Annotated in this window: 24 protein-coding genes; 16 read left to right on the top strand and 8 right to left on the bottom strand. The window is 27.8% G+C overall.

What is annotated here, in order from left to right; all coding sequences use genetic code 11:
* Window positions 1-11 precede the first annotated feature (11 nt).
* The 5 genes from ACFOWD_RS09880 to ACFOWD_RS09860 all read left to right on the top strand — a co-directional run bounded on the left by ACFOWD_RS09880 (window position 12) and on the right by ACFOWD_RS09860 (window position 6,947).
* Window positions 12-2,237 (top strand): RelA/SpoT family protein, encoded by a 2,226-nt coding sequence (locus ACFOWD_RS09880; RefSeq protein WP_377410196.1) that lies wholly within the window; start codon window positions 12-14, stop codon window positions 2,235-2,237.
* Window positions 2,238-2,309: 72 nt separating this feature from the next.
* Window positions 2,310-2,756, top strand: coding sequence for a Fur family transcriptional regulator (locus ACFOWD_RS09875; RefSeq protein WP_298993338.1), 447 nt, complete (start codon window positions 2,310-2,312; stop codon window positions 2,754-2,756).
* Window positions 2,757-2,802: 46 nt separating this feature from the next.
* The gene (locus ACFOWD_RS09870; protein WP_377410194.1) at window positions 2,803-4,074 is read left to right on the top strand and encodes an adenylosuccinate synthase; all 1,272 of its coding nucleotides are present in this window, start codon (window positions 2,803-2,805) and stop codon (window positions 4,072-4,074) included.
* Window positions 4,075-4,140: 66 nt separating this feature from the next.
* Window positions 4,141-5,763: an OstA-like protein gene (locus ACFOWD_RS09865; RefSeq protein WP_377410192.1), complete on the top strand. Its 1,623-nt coding sequence runs from the start codon at window positions 4,141-4,143 to the stop codon at window positions 5,761-5,763.
* A 2-nt stretch (window positions 5,764-5,765) separates the two neighbouring features.
* Complete coding sequence (locus ACFOWD_RS09860) at window positions 5,766-6,947, top strand: aspartate aminotransferase family protein (RefSeq protein ID WP_377410190.1); 1,182 nt, start codon at window positions 5,766-5,768, stop codon at window positions 6,945-6,947.
* A gap of 62 nt (window positions 6,948-7,009) precedes the next feature.
* Here ACFOWD_RS09860 and ACFOWD_RS09855 read toward each other — a convergent pair whose 3' ends face one another.
* The 6 genes from ACFOWD_RS09855 to ACFOWD_RS09830 form a co-directional block, all read right to left on the bottom strand.
* Window positions 7,010-7,201 (bottom strand): cold-shock protein, encoded by a 192-nt coding sequence (locus tag ACFOWD_RS09855; protein ID WP_298993348.1) that lies wholly within the window; start codon window positions 7,199-7,201, stop codon window positions 7,010-7,012.
* Between the two features lie 111 nt (window positions 7,202-7,312).
* Window positions 7,313-8,254 carry an NAD(P)H-dependent flavin oxidoreductase gene (locus ACFOWD_RS09850; RefSeq protein WP_377410188.1) on the bottom strand — a complete coding sequence of 314 codons (942 nt, stop codon included), beginning with the start codon at window positions 8,252-8,254 and terminating at the stop codon, window positions 7,313-7,315.
* A gap of 4 nt (window positions 8,255-8,258) precedes the next feature.
* Complete coding sequence (locus ACFOWD_RS09845; RefSeq protein ID WP_377410186.1) at window positions 8,259-9,056, bottom strand: toxin-antitoxin system YwqK family antitoxin; 798 nt, start codon at window positions 9,054-9,056, stop codon at window positions 8,259-8,261.
* Window positions 9,057-9,071: 15 nt separating this feature from the next.
* Window positions 9,072-10,259 carry a tRNA 2-thiouridine(34) synthase MnmA gene (mnmA, locus tag ACFOWD_RS09840; protein WP_377410184.1) on the bottom strand — a complete coding sequence of 396 codons (1,188 nt, stop codon included), beginning with the start codon at window positions 10,257-10,259 and terminating at the stop codon, window positions 9,072-9,074.
* Window positions 10,260-10,326: 67 nt separating this feature from the next.
* Window positions 10,327-11,052 (bottom strand): hypothetical protein, encoded by a 726-nt coding sequence (locus ACFOWD_RS09835; RefSeq protein WP_377410182.1) that lies wholly within the window; start codon window positions 11,050-11,052, stop codon window positions 10,327-10,329.
* The gene (locus ACFOWD_RS09830) at window positions 11,045-11,686 is read right to left on the bottom strand and encodes a toxin-antitoxin system YwqK family antitoxin (protein ID WP_377410180.1); all 642 of its coding nucleotides are present in this window, start codon (window positions 11,684-11,686) and stop codon (window positions 11,045-11,047) included. Before ACFOWD_RS09830 ends, ACFOWD_RS09835 begins: the two co-directional genes overlap by 8 nt.
* Window positions 11,687-11,794: 108 nt before the next feature.
* Here ACFOWD_RS09830 and ACFOWD_RS09825 point away from each other — a divergent pair, with 108 nt between their 5' ends.
* The 9 genes from ACFOWD_RS09825 to ACFOWD_RS09785 all read left to right on the top strand — a co-directional run bounded on the left by ACFOWD_RS09825 (window position 11,795) and on the right by ACFOWD_RS09785 (window position 19,473).
* The gene (locus ACFOWD_RS09825) at window positions 11,795-12,382 is read left to right on the top strand and encodes an adenylosuccinate lyase (RefSeq protein ID WP_377410178.1); all 588 of its coding nucleotides are present in this window, start codon (window positions 11,795-11,797) and stop codon (window positions 12,380-12,382) included.
* A gap of 40 nt (window positions 12,383-12,422) precedes the next feature.
* Window positions 12,423-13,766: an adenylosuccinate lyase gene (gene purB, locus ACFOWD_RS09820; protein ID WP_377410176.1), complete on the top strand. Its 1,344-nt coding sequence runs from the start codon at window positions 12,423-12,425 to the stop codon at window positions 13,764-13,766.
* Window positions 13,766-14,137, top strand: coding sequence for a hypothetical protein (locus ACFOWD_RS09815; protein ID WP_298993369.1), 372 nt, complete (start codon window positions 13,766-13,768; stop codon window positions 14,135-14,137). The genes purB and ACFOWD_RS09815 overlap by 1 nt, the downstream gene beginning before the upstream one ends.
* A gap of 1 nt (window position 14,138) precedes the next feature.
* Complete coding sequence (locus tag ACFOWD_RS09810; RefSeq protein ID WP_377410174.1) at window positions 14,139-14,906, top strand: TerC family protein; 768 nt, start codon at window positions 14,139-14,141, stop codon at window positions 14,904-14,906.
* Window positions 14,906-15,235: a hypothetical protein gene (locus ACFOWD_RS09805; protein WP_377410172.1), complete on the top strand. Its 330-nt coding sequence runs from the start codon at window positions 14,906-14,908 to the stop codon at window positions 15,233-15,235. The genes ACFOWD_RS09810 and ACFOWD_RS09805 overlap by 1 nt, the downstream gene beginning before the upstream one ends.
* A gap of 29 nt (window positions 15,236-15,264) precedes the next feature.
* Complete coding sequence (locus ACFOWD_RS09800; RefSeq protein ID WP_377410170.1) at window positions 15,265-17,664, top strand: TonB-dependent receptor; 2,400 nt, start codon at window positions 15,265-15,267, stop codon at window positions 17,662-17,664.
* A gap of 13 nt (window positions 17,665-17,677) precedes the next feature.
* Window positions 17,678-18,241: a type 1 periplasmic binding fold superfamily protein gene (locus tag ACFOWD_RS09795; protein ID WP_377410168.1), complete on the top strand. Its 564-nt coding sequence runs from the start codon at window positions 17,678-17,680 to the stop codon at window positions 18,239-18,241.
* A 19-nt stretch (window positions 18,242-18,260) separates the two neighbouring features.
* Window positions 18,261-18,656: a hypothetical protein gene (locus ACFOWD_RS09790; RefSeq protein ID WP_298993382.1), complete on the top strand. Its 396-nt coding sequence runs from the start codon at window positions 18,261-18,263 to the stop codon at window positions 18,654-18,656.
* Window positions 18,657-18,738: 82 nt separating this feature from the next.
* A complete protein-coding gene (locus ACFOWD_RS09785; RefSeq protein WP_377410166.1) occupies window positions 18,739-19,473 on the top strand; it encodes a hypothetical protein in 735 nt (244 codons plus the stop codon).
* 1 nt (window position 19,474) lies between these two features.
* On the opposite strand, the gene ACFOWD_RS09780 is transcribed toward ACFOWD_RS09785, so the two are convergent.
* Together ACFOWD_RS09780 and ACFOWD_RS09775 are read right to left on the bottom strand one after the other, a co-directional pair.
* The gene (locus tag ACFOWD_RS09780; protein WP_377410164.1) at window positions 19,475-20,770 is read right to left on the bottom strand and encodes an MFS transporter; all 1,296 of its coding nucleotides are present in this window, start codon (window positions 20,768-20,770) and stop codon (window positions 19,475-19,477) included.
* Window positions 20,771-20,847: 77 nt separating this feature from the next.
* The gene (locus ACFOWD_RS09775; RefSeq protein ID WP_377410162.1) at window positions 20,848-21,660 is read right to left on the bottom strand and encodes a M48 family metallopeptidase; all 813 of its coding nucleotides are present in this window, start codon (window positions 21,658-21,660) and stop codon (window positions 20,848-20,850) included.
* Window positions 21,661-21,757: 97 nt separating this feature from the next.
* Between ACFOWD_RS09775 and ACFOWD_RS09770 the strand changes: the two genes are divergently transcribed.
* Entirely contained in the window at window positions 21,758-22,630 is an 873-nt protein-coding gene (locus tag ACFOWD_RS09770; protein WP_377410160.1) for an alpha/beta hydrolase family protein, read from the top strand.
* Entirely contained in the window at window positions 22,627-23,106 is a 480-nt protein-coding gene (msrB, locus tag ACFOWD_RS09765) for a peptide-methionine (R)-S-oxide reductase MsrB (protein WP_377410158.1), read from the top strand. The genes ACFOWD_RS09770 and msrB overlap by 4 nt, the downstream gene beginning before the upstream one ends.
* Window positions 23,107-23,131: the final 25 nt, after the last annotated feature.

Genomic DNA, 23,131 nt, shown 5'->3' with positions numbered 1-23,131 from the left:
ATGAATTGTTTATGGAATATACAGCAACCATAGAAGAAGAAAACAAAGAAATTGCAAATCGTTACAAAGATTTGTTAAAAGGTACTTATGAAGTCTTATCAAAAGAAGATAAAGAACTCATTAGAAAAGCCTTTGAAATTGCTGTTGATGCACATTCATCACAAAGAAGAAAAACAGGTGAACCTTATATTTTTCATCCTATAGCTGTTGCAAAAATAGTAGCTAATGAAATCGGTTTAGGTGCAACTTCTATAGCTGCTGCCTTACTTCATGATGTTGTAGAAGATACAGAATATACCATAGATGATATGGAACATCTTTTTGGTGAAACTATTGCAAAAATTGTTAATGGATTAACTAAAATTTCTCGCTTAAACAAAGAACAAGACTCTTCTATACAAGCAGAAAATTTTAGAAAAATGCTACTTACATTACATGATGATGTTCGTGTAATTTTAATAAAAATTGCAGATAGATTGCATAACATGCAAACTATGGATGCTATGCCAGCTCATAAACAAGTAAAAATTGCATCTGAAACCTTATATATTTATGCACCTCTAGCTCATAGACTTGGTCTTTATAATATTAAAACAGAACTTGAAGATTTAGGGTTAAAATACACAGAGCCAGAAGTTTATAACAGTATTGTTGCTAAAATAAAAGAAAGTAAAGAAGAACAACAAGATTATTTAAATAGATTCTCTAAAACTATTGAAGAAGGTTTAAGTAAAGAGAAATTTAAATATGAAATAAAAGGTCGTTTTAAATCTATTTTTTCTATTCGTAGAAAAATGTTGAAACAGAATGTAACTTTCGAAGAAGTTTTTGATAAATATGCTATTAGAATCATATTTAAGCCAATTTCTAAGGATGAAAAACATGATGCTTGGAAAATTTACTCAATTGTAACTGATAATTTTAGGCCTAACCCAGCTCGTTTAAGAGATTGGATTTCTCAACCAAAATCTACAGGATATGAAGCATTACATATTACAGTTGTTGGACCAGATGCTCAATGGGTAGAAGTACAAATTCGTTCTAATAGAATGAATGAAATAGCAGAAAAAGGTTATGCTGCTCATTTTAAATACAAACAAGGTGATGATAATGAAAGTGGTTTAGAAGCTTGGTTAAATAAACTCAAAGAAACATTAGAAAATCAAAATATAAACGCAGTAGATTTTGTAGAAGACTTTAAATTAAACCTTTATGCAAAAGAAATTTATGTTTTTACTCCAAAAGGAGATTTAAAATCCTTACCAAAAGATGCGTCAGCCTTAGATTTTGCATTTTCTATTCATACAGATGTAGGATTAAAATGTAGAGGAGCTAAAGTAAATGGTAAATTAGTTCCTTTAAGTCATACACTAAAAAGTGGAGATCAAATAGAAGTAATTACTAGTTCTACGAATAAACCAAATTCACGTTGGCTAGATTTTGTGATTACTGCTAGAGCAAGAACAAAAATTAGAGCTGCTTTAAAAGATGAAGAAAAGAAGATTGCTGAAGAAGGCAAAGCTATTTTAACACGTAAGCTTCGTCATTTAAAAATACCTTTTAACGAAAAAACAATTAATGATTTAGTTAACTTTTTTAAACTTAGAACAAGTTTCGATTTGTTTTATAGAATAGGAAATGGTGCAATAGACAATACACAATTAAAAGCTTTTGTATCTCAAAGAAATAGTACTATTCTAAACTTCTTTAAAACAAAATTAAGAAGAGGACCTTCTGTAAAAACTCAACAAGAGACTGATGAAGAAGAAGTAACATATAAATATGATGCCCTTGTTTTTGGTAAAGAAGAAGAAAAGTTAGATTATAAATTATCTAAATGTTGTAATCCTATACCTGGAGATAAAGTTTTTGGGTTTTTAACCATTAATGATGGTATTAAAGTGCATAAAAAGAATTGTCCTAATGCAATTTCTTTACAATCTAATTATGCATATAGAATTATGCCTGCAAAATGGATAGATTCTACCAAACAAGACTTTAAAGCTGTTTTGCATATTAGTGGAGTTGATAATACAGGTATTGTAAATAATGTAACCAGAATAATTTCTAATAATATGGGTGTTTTTATTCATAGTATAAATATATCTGGAGACGAAGGTGTTTTTGATGGTAAAATATCTTTAAGTGTAAAAAACATAGGGCAGCTAAACAAACTCATCAATAATATTCAAAAAGTTGAAGGAGTTAAAAATGTAGAGCGTGTTAATAGAATGTAAATATCATTCTAACAAAAGTGTTTTTTTATAAAGAAATAAACGTAAATTTGTTGCTTCGTAAAAGTAAAACTGATGAGTAATTCTACTGAAAATCAAGAAATAGTTAAAAAAGTATTCACTTCATATTTAGAAGAAAATAAACATAGAAAAACTCCAGAACGCTATGCTATTCTTCAAGAAATTTATGATGCTGATGAACATTTTGATATAGAATCTTTATATATTAAAATGAAAAATAAAAATTATAGAGTTAGTAGAGCTACTCTATATAACACTATAGATTTACTTTTAGATTGTAATTTGGTGAGAAAACATCAATTTGATGGACAAACTATGGCTCGTTATGAAAAAAGTTATTTCGATAAAAATCATGATCATGTTATTTTTACTGATTCTGGTGAAGTAAAAGAATTTTGCGACCCTAGAATTCAAATCATCAAAAAAACAATCGAAGATATTTTTGACATTAACATTCACAATCATTCACTTTATTTTTACGGAACAAAAAAAAATAAATAAATTTTTAATTAACAGTTTATAAAATAAACAATTACAAAATTATATAATGGCAGTAGATTTATTACTAGGCTTACAATGGGGAGATGAAGGAAAAGGTAAAATTGTAGACGTACTTACCAAAAATTATGACATCATAGCTCGTTTTCAAGGAGGACCAAATGCAGGTCATACTTTAATTTTTGATGGCGAAAAGCATGTATTACACACTATCCCTTCAGGTATTTTTCATGATAAAGCCTTAAATGTAGTTGGTAATGGAGTTGTAATAGATCCTGTAATATTTAAAAAAGAATTAGAAAATTTAGATAAACATAAAATAAATTATACCTCTAAATTATTAATTTCTAGAAAAGCACATTTAATTTTACCTACACACAGATTATTAGATGCTGCATCAGAAACCTCTAAAGGTAAAGCTAAAATTGGTTCTACATTAAAAGGTATTGGTCCTACTTACATGGATAAAACTGGTAGAAATGGAATGCGTGTTGGAGATTTAGAATTAGAAAACTGGAAAGATAAATATGATGCATTAACTGCAAAACATATTAAAATGTTAGAGTTTTTTGATGTTCAAATAGAATATGATTTAAAAGAATTAGAAACTGAATTTTGTAAAGGAATAGACAAATTAAGAACACTAAAATTTATTGATAGTGAAGAGTTTTTAAATCAAGCAATAAAAGATAAAAAAACTATATTAGCAGAAGGTGCTCAAGGTTCATTATTGGATATAGATTTTGGAACTTACCCTTTTGTAACGTCTTCAAACACAACAGCAGCTGGTGCTTGTACAGGTTTAGGTGTTGCACCTAATAAAATTGGTGATGTATTTGGAATTTTTAAAGCTTATACTACTAGAGTTGGTTCTGGACCTTTCCCAACTGAATTATTTGATGAAGATGGAGAAACAATGGGAAGAGTTGGTCATGAATTTGGTGCTACAACTGGTAGACCTAGAAGATGTGGTTGGTTAGATTTAGTTGCACTTAAATATGCTGTAGATGTTAATGGTGTTACTCAATTAATGATGATGAAAGGTGATGTACTTTCTGGTTTTGATACTTTAAAAGTATGTACTTCTTATAATTATAAAGGAGAAGAAATTACACATTTACCTTACAATATTGAGCCAGAGAATGTGTCTGTAAACTATACTGAGTTTAAAGGTTGGAGAGAAGATTTAACTAAAATGACTTCTGTTGACGAACTTCCAAAAAACTTAATGGATTACATTGCCTTCATAGAAAAAGAAACAGGAGTACCTGTAAAAATTGTTTCTGTAGGGCCAGATAGAAAACAAACTATTATTAGATAATAGATTTATCTTAATATTAAGAAGTTGAGATATTCTTTTCATTATTTTTGTCACAAAACAAATCTTTTGAAAAGAATATTTTTTTTGTTATTCATTTTAAATTCATTTTTTCTTTTAGCTCAAGAAAAAAAGAAAATCGAATATACTGCTGAAATTCAAGAAGTTGATGAGATAAAATATCCAGGAGCAACAATTCTATTGGGTAATGTAAAAATGAAGCATGAAGGTATAGATCTTACCTGTCAGCAAGCATTATATTATCAAAAGCAAAATTTCTTTAAAGCTATTGGTAATGTATTAATAAAACAAGGTGATACAATTACCCAAACTTCAAAATATGCAGATTATGATGCTAACTCTAAACAAGCACTTTCTTGGGGAGATGTAGTATTGAAAGATCCTACAATGACACTTACTACAGATACACTTCAGTTTGATAGGATTAATCAAAAACTATATTATAGAAGTTATGCTACTATAAGAGATAACACAAATACTTTAAAAAGTAAAAACGGTAATTACTATTTAGAAAACAAAAAATTTACTGCAACAACAAGAGTTACAGTGGTCAATCCTGAACATAATTTAAAATCTAATCATTTAGATTATTACACCAATTCTGGTTTAGCCTATTTGTATGGACCTTCTACAATTACAAATACTCAAAACAAAAATAAACTGTATGCAGAAAAAGGTTTTTATAATACTAAAACTGATATTTCACATTTTACTAAAAATGCAAAACTCTATTTAAAAGAAAGAACAGTTGAAGGAGATAGTTTGTATTATGACAAGAAAAAAGGATTTGCTTCTGCAACTAATAATATTAAAGTCATAGATACTGTTCAAAATTTTATTTCTAAAGGAAATTATGCAGAACTTTTTGAGAAAAAAGATTCTTTATTTATAATCAAAAGAGCTGTTGCAATATCAATTATAGATAAAGATTCTATGTTTATTCATGGTGATACTTTGTTAGTTACTGGTAAACCTAAAAAAAGAATAATTAGAACTTATCATAATGTAAAAATCTTTAAATCTGACTTGCAAGGTAAATGCGATTCTATTCATACAAACCAAGAAACTGGTTATACCAAAATGTATAGAAACCCAGTAATCTGGTCAGATAAAAATCAAATAACTGGTGATTCAATTTTTTTACAATCTAATTTAGAAACAGAAAAATTAGACTCATTAAAAGTGTTTAATAATGCCTTTATAAACTCTAAAGATTCACTATCTAAAGATAACTTTAATCAAATTAAAGGTAGAAATATGTTTGGTAAATTTTATGAAAATAAATTAAAGTATCTATTAGTTAAAGGTAATGCAGAATCTGTTTATTTTAATAGAAATGAGCAAACTAAAGTATTAGAAACCATTACCAAAGAAATTTCAAGTAACATTGAGTTTACCTTAGAAAAAGGAGAAGTACAATCTATAAAATATCTTACTCAATCAGATGGAAAAACTTATCCTCCATCTATGTTTCCAGAAGAAAGTAAAAAGTTAAAAGGTTTTATTTGGAGAGAAGATGAACAACCCAAAAAGAAAGAGGATATCTTTTTAAAAGATGGAGAAAAAGACAATACTCCTGTTAAGAAAATAGAACCTAAAATAGAACCAGCTATAATTCCAAAAAAAGATAAAAAGGCTAAGAAGAAAATAGAGGTAGAAATAGATCAATAATTTTGAAATCAGATTTTTTTACATATCAAGCACAAACTTCTCCTCACCCTTTAGCTTTAGAAATTTCTCATGCTAAAGGCAATTATATTTATGATATTTCAGGAAAAAAATATTTAGATTTTGTAGCAGGAGTTTCTGCAAATAGTTTGGGTCATAATCATCCAAAAGTATCAGAAGCTATTAAAAATCAGATAGATAAATATACTCATGTTATGGTGTATGGAGAATTTATACAAGAGCCTCAAGTAGATTTGTGTAAATTATTGGTTCAAAACTCACCTAAAACTTTAAACGCTGTCTATTTAACCAACTCTGGAACAGAAGCTACAGAAGGAGCAATAAAACTTGCGAAAAGAGCAACAAATAGATTTGAAATTATAGCCGCAAAAAATGCTTATCATGGAAATACTCAAGGTGCTATGAGTGTTTCTGGTGCAGAACAGCAAAATAGAGCTTTTAGACCTTTAATTCCTGGTACAAAATTTATCAGCTTTAATTGTGATTTTTGCTTACATCAAATTACAGAAAAAACAGCCGCAGTTATTTTTGAAACTATACAAGGTGGAGCAGGATTTATAGAACCACAAGGTAATTTTTTAGCTAAAGTAAAAGCAAAATGTGATGAAGTTGGTGCGCTTTTAATTTTAGATGAAATACAAACAGGAATTGGAAGAACTGGAAAATTCTGGGGATTTGAAAATTATAATGTTACTCCAGATATTATTATTACTGGAAAAGGTTTGGGTGGTGGAATGCCAATTGGAGCATTTATCGCTTCTAATAAACACATGAATTTGTTAAAAGAAAATCCAAAACTAGGTCATATTTCTACTTTTGCAGGTCACCCTGTAATAGCAGCAGCAGGAAAAGCAACTGTAAATGAAATTTTACAAACAAAACTTATTTCAGAAACATTAAAGAAAGAAAAATTAATACGTAAGTACTTACAACATAATTTAATTAAAGAAATAAGAGGAAAAGGACTAATGCTTGCAGCTATTGTTGAAACACCAGAATTAGCTGCAAAAATTATCTATAAATGTCTTGATAAAGGATTAATATTATTCTTTTTACTTTTTGAAGGAAGAGCTTTAAGAATTACTCCTCCACTAAATATTACTGATGAAGAAATAAAAAAAGGATGCTCTATTATTTTAGAAAGTATTAACGAAATAACAAAATAAAAAAAGACCTATCAAATCTTTTGATAGGTCTTTCATAAAATTTAACTAGTAATCTAAATATATTATAATACTTTAACGTTTACTGCGTTTAATCCTTTTCTACCTTCTTTTAAGTCAAACTCAACTTCGTCATTTTGACGAATTTCATCTACTAATCCAGAAATGTGTACAAAGTGTTCTTTGTTTGTTCCTTCTTCTGTGATAAATCCAAATCCTTTAGACTCATTGAAGAATTTTACGGTACCTTTACTCATATAAAAAATATTGTGCTGCAATTTATTTATAGCAGCGAATTGTTAAAGCACAAAGATACTTCTAAATATGTTAAGTTAATGTAAATTATTGATTTTCTTTAAATTAGAACCTTAAAGCTTGTTTATTAAGCCTTTAACTTCATTAAATTCATCAATAATTTCTTGCAAAACCATTTTTGCTGGTTTTATTTCATCAATTAAACCTGCAATTTGTCCTATTTCTAGTTCTCCTTCATCTAAATCACCTTCAAACATTCCTTTTTTTGCTCTTGCTCTTCCTAATAAATCCTTTAATTCTTCTTTAGTTGGATTGTTTTCATATAAACGCTGAACATCATTAAAAAACTTATTTTTTACCAAACGAACAGGAGCTAGTTCTTTTAAGGTTAAATGAGTATCACCATCTTTAACATTAACTATAGTTTGCTTAAAATTGGTGTGTGCAGAAGATTCTAAAGTAGCTGCAAACCTACTTCCAATTTGTACAGCATCTGCACCCAAAACCATTGCAGCAAGCATTCCTCTTCCTGTAGCAATACCTCCAGCAGCAATAACAGGAATATTTACAACCTCTTTAACCATTGGAATTAAAGTAAAGGTTGTGGTTTCTTCACGTCCATTATGTCCACCTGCTTCAAAACCTTCACAAACAACAGCATCCACTCCAGCTGCTTCTGCTTTTAAAGCAAACTTTACAGAACTGACTACATGAACAACTGTAATTCCTTTTTCTTTAAGAAAAGATGTCCAAGTTTTTGGATTTCCAGCAGAAGTAAATACAATTTTAACACCTTCTTCTACAATAATATTCATGATTTCCTCAATTTGAGGATATAACATAGGTACATTTACACCAAAAGGTTTATCTGTAGCTTTTTTACATTTTTGTATATGTTCTCTTAAAACATCAGGATACATAGATCCAGAGCCTATTAAACCTAAACCACCTGCATTAGAAACTGCTGAAGCAAGTTTCCACCCAGAAACCCAAATCATTCCTCCTTGAATTACTGGATACTCAATATTGAAAAGATTTTTGATTGCTTTTGACATACGTTTATTTAAAATTTAGTTTTATAAAATAATTAGAAGGTACTTTTCTCTTTAAATGAATAGCTGGCTCCCAACCTTTAATGTTTTTAAAAAAAGTAATTAATTCATGTTTTACATTATTTGGAGCATAACCATAAATTTCAACATCATCTATGTTACCATTTATATCTATAGAAAAATCTACATATAAATCTCCTATTAACTGGTAATTAATGGTTTTAGTAAATTTTTTAAGCTTATTTCTAAACTTATTTATACCTCCTTTAAATCTTTGTTCCCTAGTACAACAATCTTCATTTACCTTTATTGATTTTCCAAATTCATCAAAATAAAATTGTTTTATAAGTGTATCATTTTTAAAAAAACCTCTTGCTGCAATTTTACCATTAAAATGAAAAAATTTCCAAACCCCATTTCTTTTACCATTTTTATATGATCCTTCATAATTAACATTTCTGTTTGGAAACCAAGCTTTAGTTCTTCCATTTCTTAAACCTTTTTGATTATAATAGGTTATAGAAGAAATACTATCATTTTTATCAAAAGTTATAAATTGGCCAATTTTTTGCTGACTATCTTTTGTTTTTGAGTGCCAAAAACAAAAAAGATGACCATTTGCCTTGTACCTTTCAAATCTCCATAAAGTATCATTCTTTTTTATTAATACTTCAATGAATTTTAAATCATTTGGTTTTGATAAGGATTTCTGATTATTGAAATTATAGAAATTTATAATAGTATCTTTTTGTGAAAAAGTACACAAAGAAAAAAAAACCAATATTATAAAAAATGTTCTTTTCAAATAATGAATTTAAAATTAAGATATGACTCCAGAACCTAACAACTCTTCATTCTTATACCAAGCCACAAACTGACCTTCTTGTATTGCAGATTGCTTATTATCAAAACAAACATATAAACCTTCTTTAAATTGATATAAGGTTGCTTTTTCTAATTGCTGTCTATAACGTATTCTGGCCTCAACTTCCATAGTTTCTCCTACTTGTAAAGTTAAATCTTCACGAATCCAATGTATTTCTTCATTTGCAACAAATAAAACGTTTCTATACAATCCTGCATGGTTTTTTCCTTCACCTGTATAAATGATATTTTCATCAACATCAGTTTCAATAACAAATAAAGGCTCTTTTGTGCCACCAACTGCTAAGCCTTTTCTTTGACCTTTTGTAAAATAATGTGCTCCTTGATGTTTACCCACTACTTTACCATCTGTTTTGGTGTAAGAGAATTTTGTTGCCAAATATTTTAGCTCTGCTTCTTTATTCTCAAATCTGGGAATAGATTTGGTATATTGACTAAAATCACTTGGTATTTGAACAATTTCACCTTCTTTAGGTTGTAACTTTTGTTGTAAAAATTCAGGTAAACGTACTTTACCAATAAAACATAAACCTTGTGAGTCTTTCTTTTCTGCAGTAATTAAGTCTGCTTCTTTAGCAATTTCTCTTACTTCTGGCTTAGTTAACTCACCAATTGGAAATAAAGCTTTTGCTAATTGCTCTTGAGATAATTGACATAAAAAATAAGATTGATCTTTATTATTGTCTTTACCTGCCAATAATTTATACACCATTTCTCCATTTATCTCTTCTTCTGCTTTTCTACAATAATGTCCAGTAGCTACATAATCTGCACCTAATTTTAAAGCAATATCCATAAAGACATCAAACTTTATTTCACGGTTACATAGTACATCAGGGTTTGGTGTTCTTCCTTTTTCATACTCATCAAACATATAATCTACAATACGTTCTTTGTATTGCTCACTTAAATCTACTACCTGAAAAGGAATCCCTAATTTTTGAGCTACAATCATAGCATCGTTACTATCTTCTAACCAAGGGCATTCATTAGAAATCGTCACAGAATCATCATGCCAATTTTTCATAAAAAGGCCTATAACTTCATATCCTTGTTCTTTTAGTAAATATGCTGTAACACTAGAGTCTACTCCACCAGAAAGACCAACAACTACTCTTTTCATTCTTAACTTTTGAGTTTGCAAAGTTACACTTTTGAATACGATTTAGAAATTGATAGTTTTGATATAGCTATTTTAAAAATTGATTAATTCTAGTTAGTTTTATTTGTTTATCGCTGTTTGTAGAATTTAGCAACAAATTGTTTCCTTCTAACTTAAATTCGTAAAATTGATATTTTGGAATTTTACTGTAACTTACCATATCTATTTGAAGTCTATGAGCATGAGTTTTAAAAATGCCATATAACTCTCCTACAGGATAATTTCGTAACTCATAGGTGTTATCCCATCTTAAAAATAGCATTGCTTTTTTTGATGGATTAAGAGAATCTGAAATTTCTTTTCCGTTTTCAAAAATAGTTTCAAATTTCCATAAACCATACAATTTATTAGCTTCTGATGTTGGTATTTCATTAATTTTTTCTAGAGTAATTGTTACATCAAAATCTCCTTCTTTTCTTTTCCAAATCATATTTTTATTTGAAAAGTTTACTTTAAAAGGATCATTAAATTCATCAACAACGCCATTAAAATTTTCAACTTTTAATAATTGACTATCTAATTTGTAAGACCATGAACCAACAGAATGTTGCAACCAACCATTACCTGAGGTTTGTGTGGAGTCTTTATTAAAACGCATCCATCTTGCTATAGGTGTCATTTCTTGATTACCCATTTTTACTTTTTTCACAACCCAAAGTCCATTTATAGCATTTTCTTTTTGTGTCTGCTCATTTTTACATGAGGTTATTAGAAAAGTAGCTAAAATTAATAGTCCAATTCTTAATTTATTCATTTTTATTAAATTTTTTATTTTTTTCAACTTCTTTTTTATCAGCTACTTCTCCATCTAAATAAAACTCCCACTTCCCCACTCTTTTTCCATTTTTATAAACTCCTTTTTCTTTTAAATTCCCATTTAATTCAAAGTATTTGGCAAGTCCATTTGGCTTATCATTTTTATAAATAATCTCTTCAATTAAAATTCCATCACTTGAGTATTTTTTAGAAATACCATCTTTAAGACCATTTTTATAATACGTTTCTTCAGTAATTTTTCCATTAGGATAGTAATTAATTAATGTACCTTCTAACTTACCATTATTGTAGAATTCTTCTGACATTAATTTTCCGTTTTTAAAGAAATATTTCCAAGCTCCTACTCTAGTTTTATCAATAAAAAATCCTTTACTTTCTATTTTTCCTTTGATCGAATAAAATTCAACAGCCACAGAATCATTTGCTGTTTTGTATCTTTTGATGATTGAAGGATTTTTTGGAAAACCTTCTTTATAAAATTTAAAAACACCTATTTCTTTACCATTTTTAAAGGCTCCTTCATAACGAACTGTTCCATTTTTATAAAACTTTTTCCAGACACCTGTTCGTTTTTTATTAGCATCAAACTGATTTATTTTTTGGGCTTTCATAGTAGCACTTAAAAAAAAGCACCCAAAAAAAAGTAAAACAAAAACAAGTCTTTTTATATTTAACATCAATCTAGTATTTAGAGTAAATATACATTAATCGAACTAAAAATGAGCATCAATTATCTAACTCAAGAACTCAATAACATCGAAAATGCTAAAAGAGAAAACAGACAAAGAGTCGCAAATATTGTGTTAGATAATAAAGATTTAATGCAAGATTTAGTCGATATTACTTTTGATGTAAATAAGAAAGTTTCTATAAAAGCTGCTTGGATTTTAGAATGGATATGCACTCATCATACCAAAAATTGGATATTACCTTATTTAGATAAATTTACTTTTAATATCAAAAATTTACAATTTGATAGCGCTATTAGACCTTGTGCAAAAATTTGTGAGCAACTTGCTACAACATATCATAAAAAACAAAATTTTAAAGTTTTAGAAAAGCTAAACTCTAAACATATAGATGCTATTATAGAAACAGGATTTGATTGGTTAATTACACCACAAAAAATTGCAGTTAGAGCTTACACTATGCATACTTTATATTTATTTGGTTTACAAAAAAAATGGATTCATGTTGAGTTAAAACATTTAATTGAGACTAAAATTATACACGAAAGCAAAGGCACAAAAGCTAGAGGCAAACATATTCTAGCTTTAATAGAAAAACATCAAAAATCTCATATATAAATCTATACAAATGCCTATTTTTGCATTTTAGATTTAACAAATGAAATTAACTAAATTAAACGCTATTTCTCCTATTGATGGACGTTATAGAAACAAAATATCAAAATTAGCAGATTACTTTTCAGAAGAAGCTTTAATAAAATATCGTGTTCGAGTAGAAATCGAATATTTTATTGCACTTTGTGAAATACCATTGCCTCAATTAACAGACTTTAATACAGATTTATTTGACGATTTACGTAAAATTTATATTGATTTTACTGCAGAAGATGCTCAAAAAATTAAAGATATTGAGAAAGTAACCAATCATGATGTTAAGGCAGTTGAGTATTTTATTAAAGAAAAATTTGATGCTTTAGGTTTACAAAAAGATAAAGAATTTATTCACTTTGGGTTAACCTCTCAAGACATAAACAACACTGCTATTCCTTTATCTATAAAGGAAGCAATGAATGATGTTTTTGTACCAGCTTACTTTCAAGTTCTAAAAAAATTGCAAGAATTAGTTATTGAGTGGAAAGACATTTCTATGTTAGCAAGAACTCATGGTCAGCCAGCATCACCAACAAGATTAGGTAAAGAAGTAGATGTCTTTGTAACTCGTTTAAAAGAACAATTTAATTTACTAAATGATATACCAAGTGCTGCTAAATTTGGTGGAGCAACAGGTAATTACAATGCACACAAAGTAGCATATCCTAAAATTGATTGGAAAGCTTTTGGAACTGAGTTTGTTCAAGAAAAATTAGGTTTACAACACTCATTTCCTACAACACAAATAGAACATTATGATCACATGGCTGCTCTATTTGACACTTTAAAAAGAATAAATACCATAATTATAGATTTAGATAGAGATTTCTGGACTTATGTTTCTATGGATTATTTTAAACAAAAAATTAAAAAAGGTGAAGTAGGTTCTTCTGCAATGCCACATAAAGTAAATCCTATAGATTTTGAAAACTCAGAAGGAAATTTAGGAATTGCCAATGCAATTTTTGAACATTTATCTGCAAAATTACCAATATCTAGATTGCAGCGTGATTTAACAGATAGTACTGTTTTACGTAATGTTGGAGTACCTTTTGGACATACAATTATAGGTTTTACATCAACTTTAAAAGGATTAAACAAGCTTTTATTAAATAAAGAAAAGTTTGAACAAGATTTAGAAAATAATTGGGCTGTTGTTGCAGAAGCTATACAAACAATATTAAGAAGAGAAGCTTATCCTAATCCATATGAAGCTCTAAAAGGTTTAACAAGAACAAACGAAAAGATTAATCAAAAATCTATTGCTAACTTCATAGATACTTTAGAAGTTTCTGATGATATTAAAACAGAATTAAAAGCAATAACACCAAGTAATTACACAGGTATATAATGAGAAAACTATTTATTTTTCTTTTTGGAATATTAACTTTAACATCATGTAAATCTGAATTTGAAGATAATTCAGATAAATTTAAAACTGGTGTTTTTGAAATACCAGCTGGAGATGATTTTGTAAAAGAAACAATCATTAGAAAAGATAGTATCCAGATTAGTAAGTATGGAGATAATATTGATACTTTATCTATAAAATGGAAAAATAATTTTTTCTATACTTTAAGATATATCAATCCAAAAAACAGTTTACAAAAAGACCCTATGTTTGTACAAATTAATAAGATAAAAAAAGATTCTTATGATTTTACTGTAAAAATTGGCTTCTCTAAATTCACGAAAAAGGGTACAATTTACAAGATAAAATAAAATGGAAATTTTTCTTTATGCTGAAACCTGGATATCTTTATTAACCTTAACTTTTTTAGAAATAGTTTTAGGGATAGATAACATTATATTTATCTCAATATCAGCAAATAAACTTCCAAAAAAACATGTAAAAAAAGCAACTTTAGTTGGGCTTAGCTTAGCAATGATAACTCGTATTTTGTTATTATTTAGTGTGTCTTATTTAATTGCTTTAAAAGATCCGTTTTATAGTTTAGACATAGGTTGGTTTAAAACAGGATTAACAGGACAAAGTATAATACTTTTTTTAGGTGGAATTTTTCTTTTGTATAAGAGTACTAAAGAAATTCGTCAAAAAATGGAAGATACAAATCAAGAAGCAGTCGTAAAAACACCAAGAGTAGTTTCATTTACAAATGTTATTATTCAGATTATTTTAATAGATATTGTTTTTTCTTTTGATAGTATTTTAACAGCTGTTGGTATGACTAATGGTGTTGAAGGCGCTTTAACAATAATGGTTATTGCTGTTATTGTTTCTATTATTATAATGATGATTTTTTCTCAGCCTATAAATACTTTTGTAAACAATAATCCAACCATACAAATGTTGGCATTGTCCTTTTTAATTTTAATAGGTTTTATGCTAATAGCAGAAGGAGCTCATTTATCACATACTGAATTTTTTAACAATTCTGTTGGAGTAATTCCTAAAGGATATTTGTATTTTGCAATCGCTTTTTCTTTAGCAGTTGAATTATTAAATTTAAAGTCAAGAAAAAAAGAGTAATGTTTAAAAACAAGAGTTTTGCTAATTTTATTAGTGTTACACTACTGGTAATATTTTTTTTACCAATAGCGGTTCTTGCTTTTCATTCGTTAACAAATCATAAACATGAAATATGTTTTTCTAAAACAGAACAACATATACATGATAAAGATTTAGACTGTACTCTTCATTTATATAAACAAAGTAATTCGTTTTTAGTTGATTCAGATTATCAGTTTTTTAATAATTCTGAAATTCAATCATCTGAAACATTACAACAAAATTTCTTAAAAAATCATCAGCAATTATCGTTTTCTTTAAGAGGACCACCTCTTTATGTTCTAGCTTAAAAAACTTAAACAGAACATAGAAAAATAATATGCAAAAACTATTAATTTTTTGTGCTTTTTTATTGTGTTTTTATAATACAAAAGCTCAAAATTGCACATATTCACTTAAAGGTAAAGTAACTGATTTTCACGACAATACTTCTATTGTTGGTGCATCCATTCATATTGTTAACTTAAACAAGTTTGCCACTTCAAATTTTGATGGAGAATTTGTATTTAACAATTTATGTGAAGGAAAACTAACTATAGAAATTAAGCATATTGCTTGTGAAACTAAAAGAATTGTATTTACATTAACCAAAGATACTTTTAAAGAAATATCTCTAGAACATCATCTAGAAGAATTAAAAGAAGTTGTTGTAAAAACAAATACAAAAACAGAAGTTACAAGCATTGAGCAATCTTTAAAGAAAGAGGTGATCACAAATTTTACAGATAAATCTTTAGGAGATGCTTTAAATACAATAAGTGGAGTCTCATCTTTAAATACTGGTAATACTATAGTAAAACCAATGATTCATGGTTTACACAGTAGTAGATTATTAATAATAAATAATAATGTACGAATGTTTGATCAAGAATGGGGAGATGAACATGCACCTAATATAGATATTAATGCTAGTGATAGAATAGATGTTGTAAAAGGTGCTAATTCTTTAAAGTATGGAAGTGATGCTATTGGTGGTTTAATTCTTATAAAGCCTAAAAAATACGCAATTAAAGATAGCCTTTTTGGTAGTACAATAACATCTTTAAACTCAAATGGGTTTGGAGGTAGTATTAATTCTGAAATTGTTAAAACATACAATTCTGGTTGGTATAGTAAATTACAAGCTAATTATAGAAAATTTGGTGATTTTAGAGCTCCAGATTACTATTTAACTAATAGTGGTTTAGAAAATATAAACACCTCATTTAGAATAGGTTTTAATTCTTATGAAAAAGGTTTTGATGCATATTATAGCTATGTAAATAATAAGCTAGCTATTTTACAATCTTCACATATTGGTAATGTAAATGATTTAGTAGCAGCTATTAATAGCCAAACACCAAGAATAACAGATGATTTTTCTTATGATATAAATTATCCTAGACAAAGTATAGTTCATCATTTAGGAAAAGTTGAAGCTTACAAACGTTTTAAAAACTTTGGTAAGTTATCTGTACAATATGATTTTCAATTAAACAGAAGAAAAGAGTTTGATTCTAGAAGAGGAGATTTAAGTAATATACCTGTAATAGATTTAAGACTATTTACAACTAGTATTCAACCAGATTTACAAATAGATTATTTAGAAGATTTTAGAATAAACACAGGTCTTTTAGTGCGTTATCAGCAAAACGATGCTGTATCTGGTACAGGTGCAAGCCCATTAATTCCAGATTATGATAAATATGAAGCTGGCATTTATGCAATTGTAAATTATGATTTAAATGAAAGTACAGAGTTTAATGCAGGTTTACGTTATGATTATTCAAGAATAGATGCTAGAAAAAGATATAGTTTGTCAGATTGGAATGATAAAAATTATGATGTATTATTTCCTGAATTCGAAACAGGAGAAATTGATGGCTCTAGAATTGTAACTAGACCAACTTTTACATTTAATAACATATCTGCTAGCTTAGGTATCTCTAAACGTTTTAATACAGATTATGCTTTTTTGTTTAATTATGGATTAGCACAAAGAGTTCCAAATCCTTCTGAATTGTTTAGTGATGGTTTGCATCATAGTGCAGCAAGAATAGAAACAGGTTTATTAACAATTGGTAAAGAAACTGCCAATAAATTTGTAGCGTCTTTTGAAAGAACAAATGAAAATTTTGGTTTTTCTATTAGTCCCTACTACAAAAACATAAACAACTTTATTCAACTAATACCAACAGGAATTAGAACAACAATAAGAGGAGCTTTTCCAGTTTGGGAATACAACCAAGTAAATGCACAAATTTTTGGAGTTGATATTGATATCAATAAAAAAATAGCAAATCAATTCGATTACATTGGTAGTTTAAGTTTATTACAAGGAGATAATTTAACAGATGACATTGCTTTAATTCATATGCCATCTGCTAATTTTAGTAATAGAATAGTATATAAATATAATCAGTTTCATGAGCTAAAATTAAGTATTCATCAAAGAACTGTTTTTCAACAAAATAGATTTCCAGATTACAATTTTACCACATTTAACCCAACAACACAACAAGATGTTTTAGTAGATATAAGTTCTACTCCACCAAGCTATATACTGTTTGGTTTTAATTCATCTGCTGTTTTTTATCCATTTAAAAAAGGTAGTTTACAATTAGAATTTAATGTAGATAATCTTTTTAATGTAGCTTATAGAGAAAATTTAAACAGACTTCGTTATTTCGCTGATGAATTAGGAAGAAATGTTAACCTTAAAATTAAAATTAATTATTAAAAAATATTTAAAAATGAAAAAATTAAACACTTTAAAATCAATTAAATTATTAGCAATATTATTTGTATCAACTCTAGTGATGACAAGTTGTTCAGACGATCATGACCACGATCATGACCATGAAGGAGAACTAATAACTACAGTAAGTTATACTTTAACAAATGGTAATGATGTAGTTACATTAACTTTTCAAGATACAGATGGAGATGGACCAAATCTACCTACTACAACTATTTCTGGTCCATTAACTGCAAATACAACTTATACAGGTTTAGTGCAATTATTAAATGAAACTACATCTCCTGCTGAAAATATAACTAATGAAGTACAACAAGAAGGAGATGAACATGAGTTCTTTTATGTTTCTACAGTGAGTGGCTTAACAATTACTAAAACAGATACAGATGGTAATGGAAATCCTTTAGGAATTGCGACTTCTTTATCAACAGGAACAGCTGGATCTGGAAGTATAACAGTTATTTTAAAGCATGAGCCAACAAAACCAAATAATGGAACAGTTGCTGGGGCTGGAGGAAGTACAGATGTAGAAGTAACTTTTAATGTTACTGTACAATAGAATTATTAGTTAAGTTTTTATGAAAAACATAATTAAAGTTATTCTTTTTTCTCTGGTTATCATAAGCTGTGATCCAGTAGCAGATATGGAAGCAAACATCAAAAATTTAACAGATACATCTCTAAATATTGATTTTGTTTCTTCTGATGTAAACTTGAGAAAAATACTAACAATAGCACCAAATGAAGTTGTGCTATTTCAAGAAGGTTTTGATATTGGTAGCACTTATTTAGAGCCATCTCTTATAGATTATGACTCTGTAGTAATAAGGGATAATAATCAAAGTATATTAAAAATATACAAACCTAATGAGAGTGGTAAAAATATTTATAACATAAAAAATTGGATAGCAAAAGAGCCTTCTAAAAGATTTTTTGTGTATGATTATGAAGTTACTAATAATGATATTAAATAGCTTTTATTAAATATAGAATCTAAAATAGCAACTAAATTTAGTTGCTATTTTGTTTTTAAATTTGTTGATTTCTAAATGTAATATGAATAGAAGTAAAGTTTTAGAAGAGATTATAAAAGGTTACAGAAATGTAATACTAGAAAGATATCAATATAAAAGTTTAATTGAAGAATACCCTCTACCAACAACAATAAATAAAGATATAGTTAACGGATTAAGAAATTATTTTTTAACCTATGTTTACCCTGATTTAAAAAGAAGAGAAGAATTAAATGAAGCATTTAACACGTTAGATGTTTTTATAAAGCAACCAGAAAAGCTTTTTAATATTGTTTTAGAATCATTTAAATTATTATTTACTCATGGTAAACATCTTCCAAAAATTTTTACTTCAGGATTAAAAGCTATGAAATCTTTTAGAGGTGCTACAAAATTTGAAAATGCACTTGTAGACATTGCTTTACATAAAAAAATAGAACCACCTTATAAAACAGATAAAATAAACGAATTAATTAAACTACTTCCCTACTCAGAAATTGAGGAATTTGTATTAAGTACAGAAGCTTTTTTTAATATTGTGCATGATAAAATTCTTGTTGAAAAAATAAAAGAAATAATAGCATTTCTGATAAAGAAAATGAAAAACAAACCAAATGTATTTTCTAAAAAAGAAATAAATGGTTTACAATTAGCATTAACTACAATTTCTGAAGGAGAAAAAATGCTTAATAAGCTTACAGAAAAAGATCAAAAAATATTAATAGAATTTGTGGTTCAAATTGAAAATGACAACTTAAAAAATATTTTTAATAATTAATCTATTGCACATATTTTGTTCTTTTTAAAGTAGAAAGAATTATTAAAGATGCTAAAAAGAAAAGTGCTAAACATAAAACACTCCATTGCATAGAATCTGTAATTGCATACAATAAACCATAAACAAAAGTACCTAACACAATTGCTATTTTTTCTGTTACGTCATAAAAGCTAAAAAATGTTGCATGATCTTCTGTCTCTGGCAATAATTTAGAATAAGTAGATCTTGTAAGAGATTGTATTGCTCCTAAAACCAAACCTAAAACACCTCCTAAACTATAAAAATAAATAGAAACATTTGGCAAATCTTTATGTAATAAAAATGCACAAAAACAAACAATCATCCATATAATAATGGTTACTTTTAATGCAAAGAAATTTCCTTTTTTTTCAGATATTCTAGAAAATAAAAAGGCTCCTAAAATTGCAACTATCTGAATCAATAAAACTGTAATAATTAGGTCAATAGTTTCTAAACCTAATTCTGTTGACCCAAAAATAGTTGCTAATAAAATTATGGTTTGTACACCAACGCTTAATAGAAAAAAAGCAATTAAAAACTTTTTTAAAGTAGGGTATTCTATTACTTGTTTTGCTACAATTTTAAGTTCTCTAAAACCTCTCCAGATATAATCTGCTTTTGGTTTTTTATTATAAACGTTATTAGGTAATCTTTTAAAAGTTATTTGTGCAAAACCAATCCACCAAATACCAACTAAAACAAATGATATTCTTGAAGCCATACCAGATGTTAAACCAAATAAATCTGGTTTTTGTATTAATATTAAATTAATTACCAATAATATAACAGATCCTATATAACCATAAATAAATCCTTTTGCACTAGCTCTATCTTGTTGTTCTGGATGTGCCACTTCAGGTAAATATGCATTATAAAATACTAAGCTTGCCCAAAATCCAACACTTGCTAAAATGGTAAAAACAATACCAATCCAAACTGTATCTATTCCATCAAAAAAATATAAACTACAAACAGACAAACCTCCCATCCAACAGAAAAATTTCATAAATTTTTTCTTATTACCTGTGTAATCTGCAATACCAGAAAGAATTGGAGATATAAATGCAACTATTAAAAAAGAAAAAGATAATGCATAACTATATAAACTATCTGGATGATCCCAATCCATAAAAAGAAAAGAAACTGTTTTACCTTCTGTTACTGCACTATAGTATAATGGAAAAACAGCTGTACTAATTACTAAAGAATATACAGAGTTTGCCCAATCATAAAAAGCCCAACTATTAATTAATTTACTATCACCAATTTTTAACATATGCTTATTTATAAAAAAAACCGTCCAAAATTAATTTTTGAACGGTTACAAGATAGTAATTCTATTTATTCTTTGTTTTAACTTTTAAGTTGACTATTAAATTTAACTGCTAATTGTTTTGCAGTTGGTAAATAACTTCTTAAATCTTGAATTCTTGATTCGTTTGTTGGGTGTGTACTTAAAATTTCTGGTCCTTTACTACCTTTTGTTTTTTGACTCATTCTAACCCAAACTTCAGCAGCTTCTGTTCCTTCATAACCTGCCATAATCATAAAAACTAAACCTAATCTATCAGCTTCTCTTTCATGAGTTCTACTAAATTTTAGCATCCCTAAACCAGAACCTATACCAAAAGCAGTGTTCCAAATTTGTTGTGAACTTTCACTAGAGCCAGATGTACCTAATGCTACAGCTATACCTCCTATTTGTTGTAATTGTCCTTGAGACATTCTTTCTTGTCCATGTTTTGCAAAAGCGTGAGCAACCTCATGTCCCATAACAGCAGCAACTCCATCTTCATTTGCACAAATTGGCATGATACCAGTATAAAAAACAACTTTACCTCCTGGCATACACCAAGCATTTACAGTTTTGTCTTCAATTAAATTAAATTCCCACTTGTAAGCATTCGCTTCTTCTGTCATTCCATTAGCTCTCATAAAACGATCTACAGCTGCTGCAATGTTTTTTCCAACTTCTTTTACTTGGTTAGTCATTGCTCTATTATTAGATACTTTATTTTCTTTTAAAAAGTTACTGTATTGTGCAAAACTTGCAGGTAATACTTGTGCATCACTCACAAAATTAACTCTTTTTCTACCTGTAATTGGTACAGTACTACACTCTACAAATAGAAATATAGTCATACATAAAGCTATAAATTTTTTCATTTTTAGATTTTTTTTAATTTCTATAACGCAATTTATTAATTTAATCAATCATATTTGTGCTTTATTCATATTTAAAAGAACTTTTATAATTTTGAAAATGATTTTTTTTGAGGCAGATAAATTTAATTCTAGTTTACAAGTACCAAAATTTGTAAGCTTGTTTTTTAAAATAATACAACATATATCTTCAAAACTAACTATTATATTAGCTTCAAAAATCTTTGTAACTCCTATAAAGTTTAAAACTCCTAAAAGGGAGTTAGGCATGCTAAATACTTCACAAAAAAGTAAACTTTTTGTATCTAGAATAGATAAAGAAATAGAAGTTTTATCTTATGGTTTTTCAAATAAGAAAGTTTTATTAGCCCATGGTTGGGCAGGTAGAAGCACACAACTTTTTATGATTGCTAATACTTTACTAGAGAAAGGTTTTATGGTTATTTCTTTTGATATGCCTGCCCATGGAGAATCATCTGGAAAAAAAACAAATCTTTTAGAGTATATTGAAACTATAAAGGCTTTACATAATAATTATGGTCCCTTTTGTGCTGCTGTTGGTCATTCTTTTGGAGGTATGGCTCTTATGAACACTCAAAAAGAAGAAAATATTTTTAATTGTTTAATTACGGTTGGTTCTGGAGATAAAACATCTACTATATTAAATAATTTTTCAAATAACTTAGGTTTACAAAATAAATTTGGAAAAAAATTAAGAACATATTTTGAACAAAAATGGAAACAAAATGTTGATGATTTTGCTACTAGTAATGTAGCTAAAAATGTTACTATACCAGTTTTAATAGTTCATGATGTAAATGATGGTGATGTAGATGTAAGTTGTGGTATAAACATTCGTCAAAACTTGAGTAATGGAAAACTATTAATAACAAAAGGTTTAGGTCACACCAAAATTTTAAGAAATAAAAAAATAACAAATAGAATTGTAAAATTTATAATAGAAAACTCATGAAAAATATAATCGGACTTCTTTTTTTTAGTATTATGTTAAGCTGTAATAGTATTGCTCAAGAAAAATCAAAAGAAAAAAAAGAATATAAAGTTGAAAAATCAAATACTGAATGGAAAAAACTTTTATCTCCTATGGAATATTATGTACTTCGTGAAGCTGGAACTGAAAGAGCTTTTACAAGTCCATTAAATAAAAACTACAAAAAAGGAACATACGTTTGTGCAGCTTGCAAAACTCCACTTTATGCATCAGAACATAAGTTTGATTCAGGTACTGGCTGGCCTTCTTTTGACAGGGCTATTGAAGGTAGTGTAGAATTAGATGTAGATTATAAATTAGGCTATGCAAGAACAGAGTTAAAATGTAATACTTGTGGAGGTCATTTAGGACATTCTTTTAATGATGGACCTCAAAAAACTACAGGAAAACGTCATTGTATTAATGGAGTTGCTTTAGAATTTATCGCTAAAAAATAATTTTATTATATCTTTAGAATCTTAC

Origin of the sequence: Polaribacter marinivivus (assembly GCF_042651285.1) — a bacterium.
Taxonomy (GTDB): Bacteria; Bacteroidota; Bacteroidia; order Flavobacteriales; family Flavobacteriaceae; genus Polaribacter; species Polaribacter marinivivus.
Note: the sequence above shows the minus strand (reverse complement) of the source record. Positions and strands in the feature narration are given on the sequence as shown.

Bases quoted from the DNA above. Each gene is read 5' to 3' on its own strand.
- ACFOWD_RS09880 (WP_377410196.1), top strand. From the start codon at position 12: ATGGAATATACAGCAACCATAGAAGAAGAAAACAAAGAAATTGCAAAT.
- ACFOWD_RS09875 (WP_298993338.1), top strand. From the start codon at position 2,310: ATGAGTAATTCTACTGAAAATCAAGAAATAGTTAAAAAAGTATTCACT.
- ACFOWD_RS09870 (WP_377410194.1), top strand. From the start codon at position 2,803: ATGGCAGTAGATTTATTACTAGGCTTACAATGGGGAGATGAAGGAAAA.
- ACFOWD_RS09855 (WP_298993348.1), bottom strand. From the start codon at position 7,201: ATGAGTAAAGGTACCGTAAAATTCTTCAATGAGTCTAAAGGATTTGGA.
- ACFOWD_RS09850 (WP_377410188.1), bottom strand. From the start codon at position 8,254: ATGTCAAAAGCAATCAAAAATCTTTTCAATATTGAGTATCCAGTAATT.
- mnmA (WP_377410184.1), bottom strand. From the start codon at position 10,259: ATGAAAAGAGTAGTTGTTGGTCTTTCTGGTGGAGTAGACTCTAGTGTT.
- ACFOWD_RS09835 (WP_377410182.1), bottom strand. From the start codon at position 11,052: ATGAATAAATTAAGAATTGGACTATTAATTTTAGCTACTTTTCTAATA.
- ACFOWD_RS09830 (WP_377410180.1), bottom strand. From the start codon at position 11,686: ATGAAAGCCCAAAAAATAAATCAGTTTGATGCTAATAAAAAACGAACA.
- ACFOWD_RS09825 (WP_377410178.1), top strand. From the start codon at position 11,795: ATGAGCATCAATTATCTAACTCAAGAACTCAATAACATCGAAAATGCT.
- purB (WP_377410176.1), top strand. From the start codon at position 12,423: ATGAAATTAACTAAATTAAACGCTATTTCTCCTATTGATGGACGTTAT.
- ACFOWD_RS09815 (WP_298993369.1), top strand. From the start codon at position 13,766: ATGAGAAAACTATTTATTTTTCTTTTTGGAATATTAACTTTAACATCA.
- ACFOWD_RS09810 (WP_377410174.1), top strand. From the start codon at position 14,139: ATGGAAATTTTTCTTTATGCTGAAACCTGGATATCTTTATTAACCTTA.
- ACFOWD_RS09805 (WP_377410172.1), top strand. From the start codon at position 14,906: ATGTTTAAAAACAAGAGTTTTGCTAATTTTATTAGTGTTACACTACTG.
- ACFOWD_RS09800 (WP_377410170.1), top strand. From the start codon at position 15,265: ATGCAAAAACTATTAATTTTTTGTGCTTTTTTATTGTGTTTTTATAAT.
- ACFOWD_RS09795 (WP_377410168.1), top strand. From the start codon at position 17,678: ATGAAAAAATTAAACACTTTAAAATCAATTAAATTATTAGCAATATTA.
- ACFOWD_RS09790 (WP_298993382.1), top strand. From the start codon at position 18,261: ATGAAAAACATAATTAAAGTTATTCTTTTTTCTCTGGTTATCATAAGC.
- ACFOWD_RS09785 (WP_377410166.1), top strand. From the start codon at position 18,739: ATGAATAGAAGTAAAGTTTTAGAAGAGATTATAAAAGGTTACAGAAAT.
- ACFOWD_RS09780 (WP_377410164.1), bottom strand. From the start codon at position 20,770: ATGTTAAAAATTGGTGATAGTAAATTAATTAATAGTTGGGCTTTTTAT.
- ACFOWD_RS09775 (WP_377410162.1), bottom strand. From the start codon at position 21,660: ATGAAAAAATTTATAGCTTTATGTATGACTATATTTCTATTTGTAGAG.
- ACFOWD_RS09770 (WP_377410160.1), top strand. From the start codon at position 21,758: ATGATTTTTTTTGAGGCAGATAAATTTAATTCTAGTTTACAAGTACCA.
- msrB (WP_377410158.1), top strand. From the start codon at position 22,627: ATGAAAAATATAATCGGACTTCTTTTTTTTAGTATTATGTTAAGCTGT.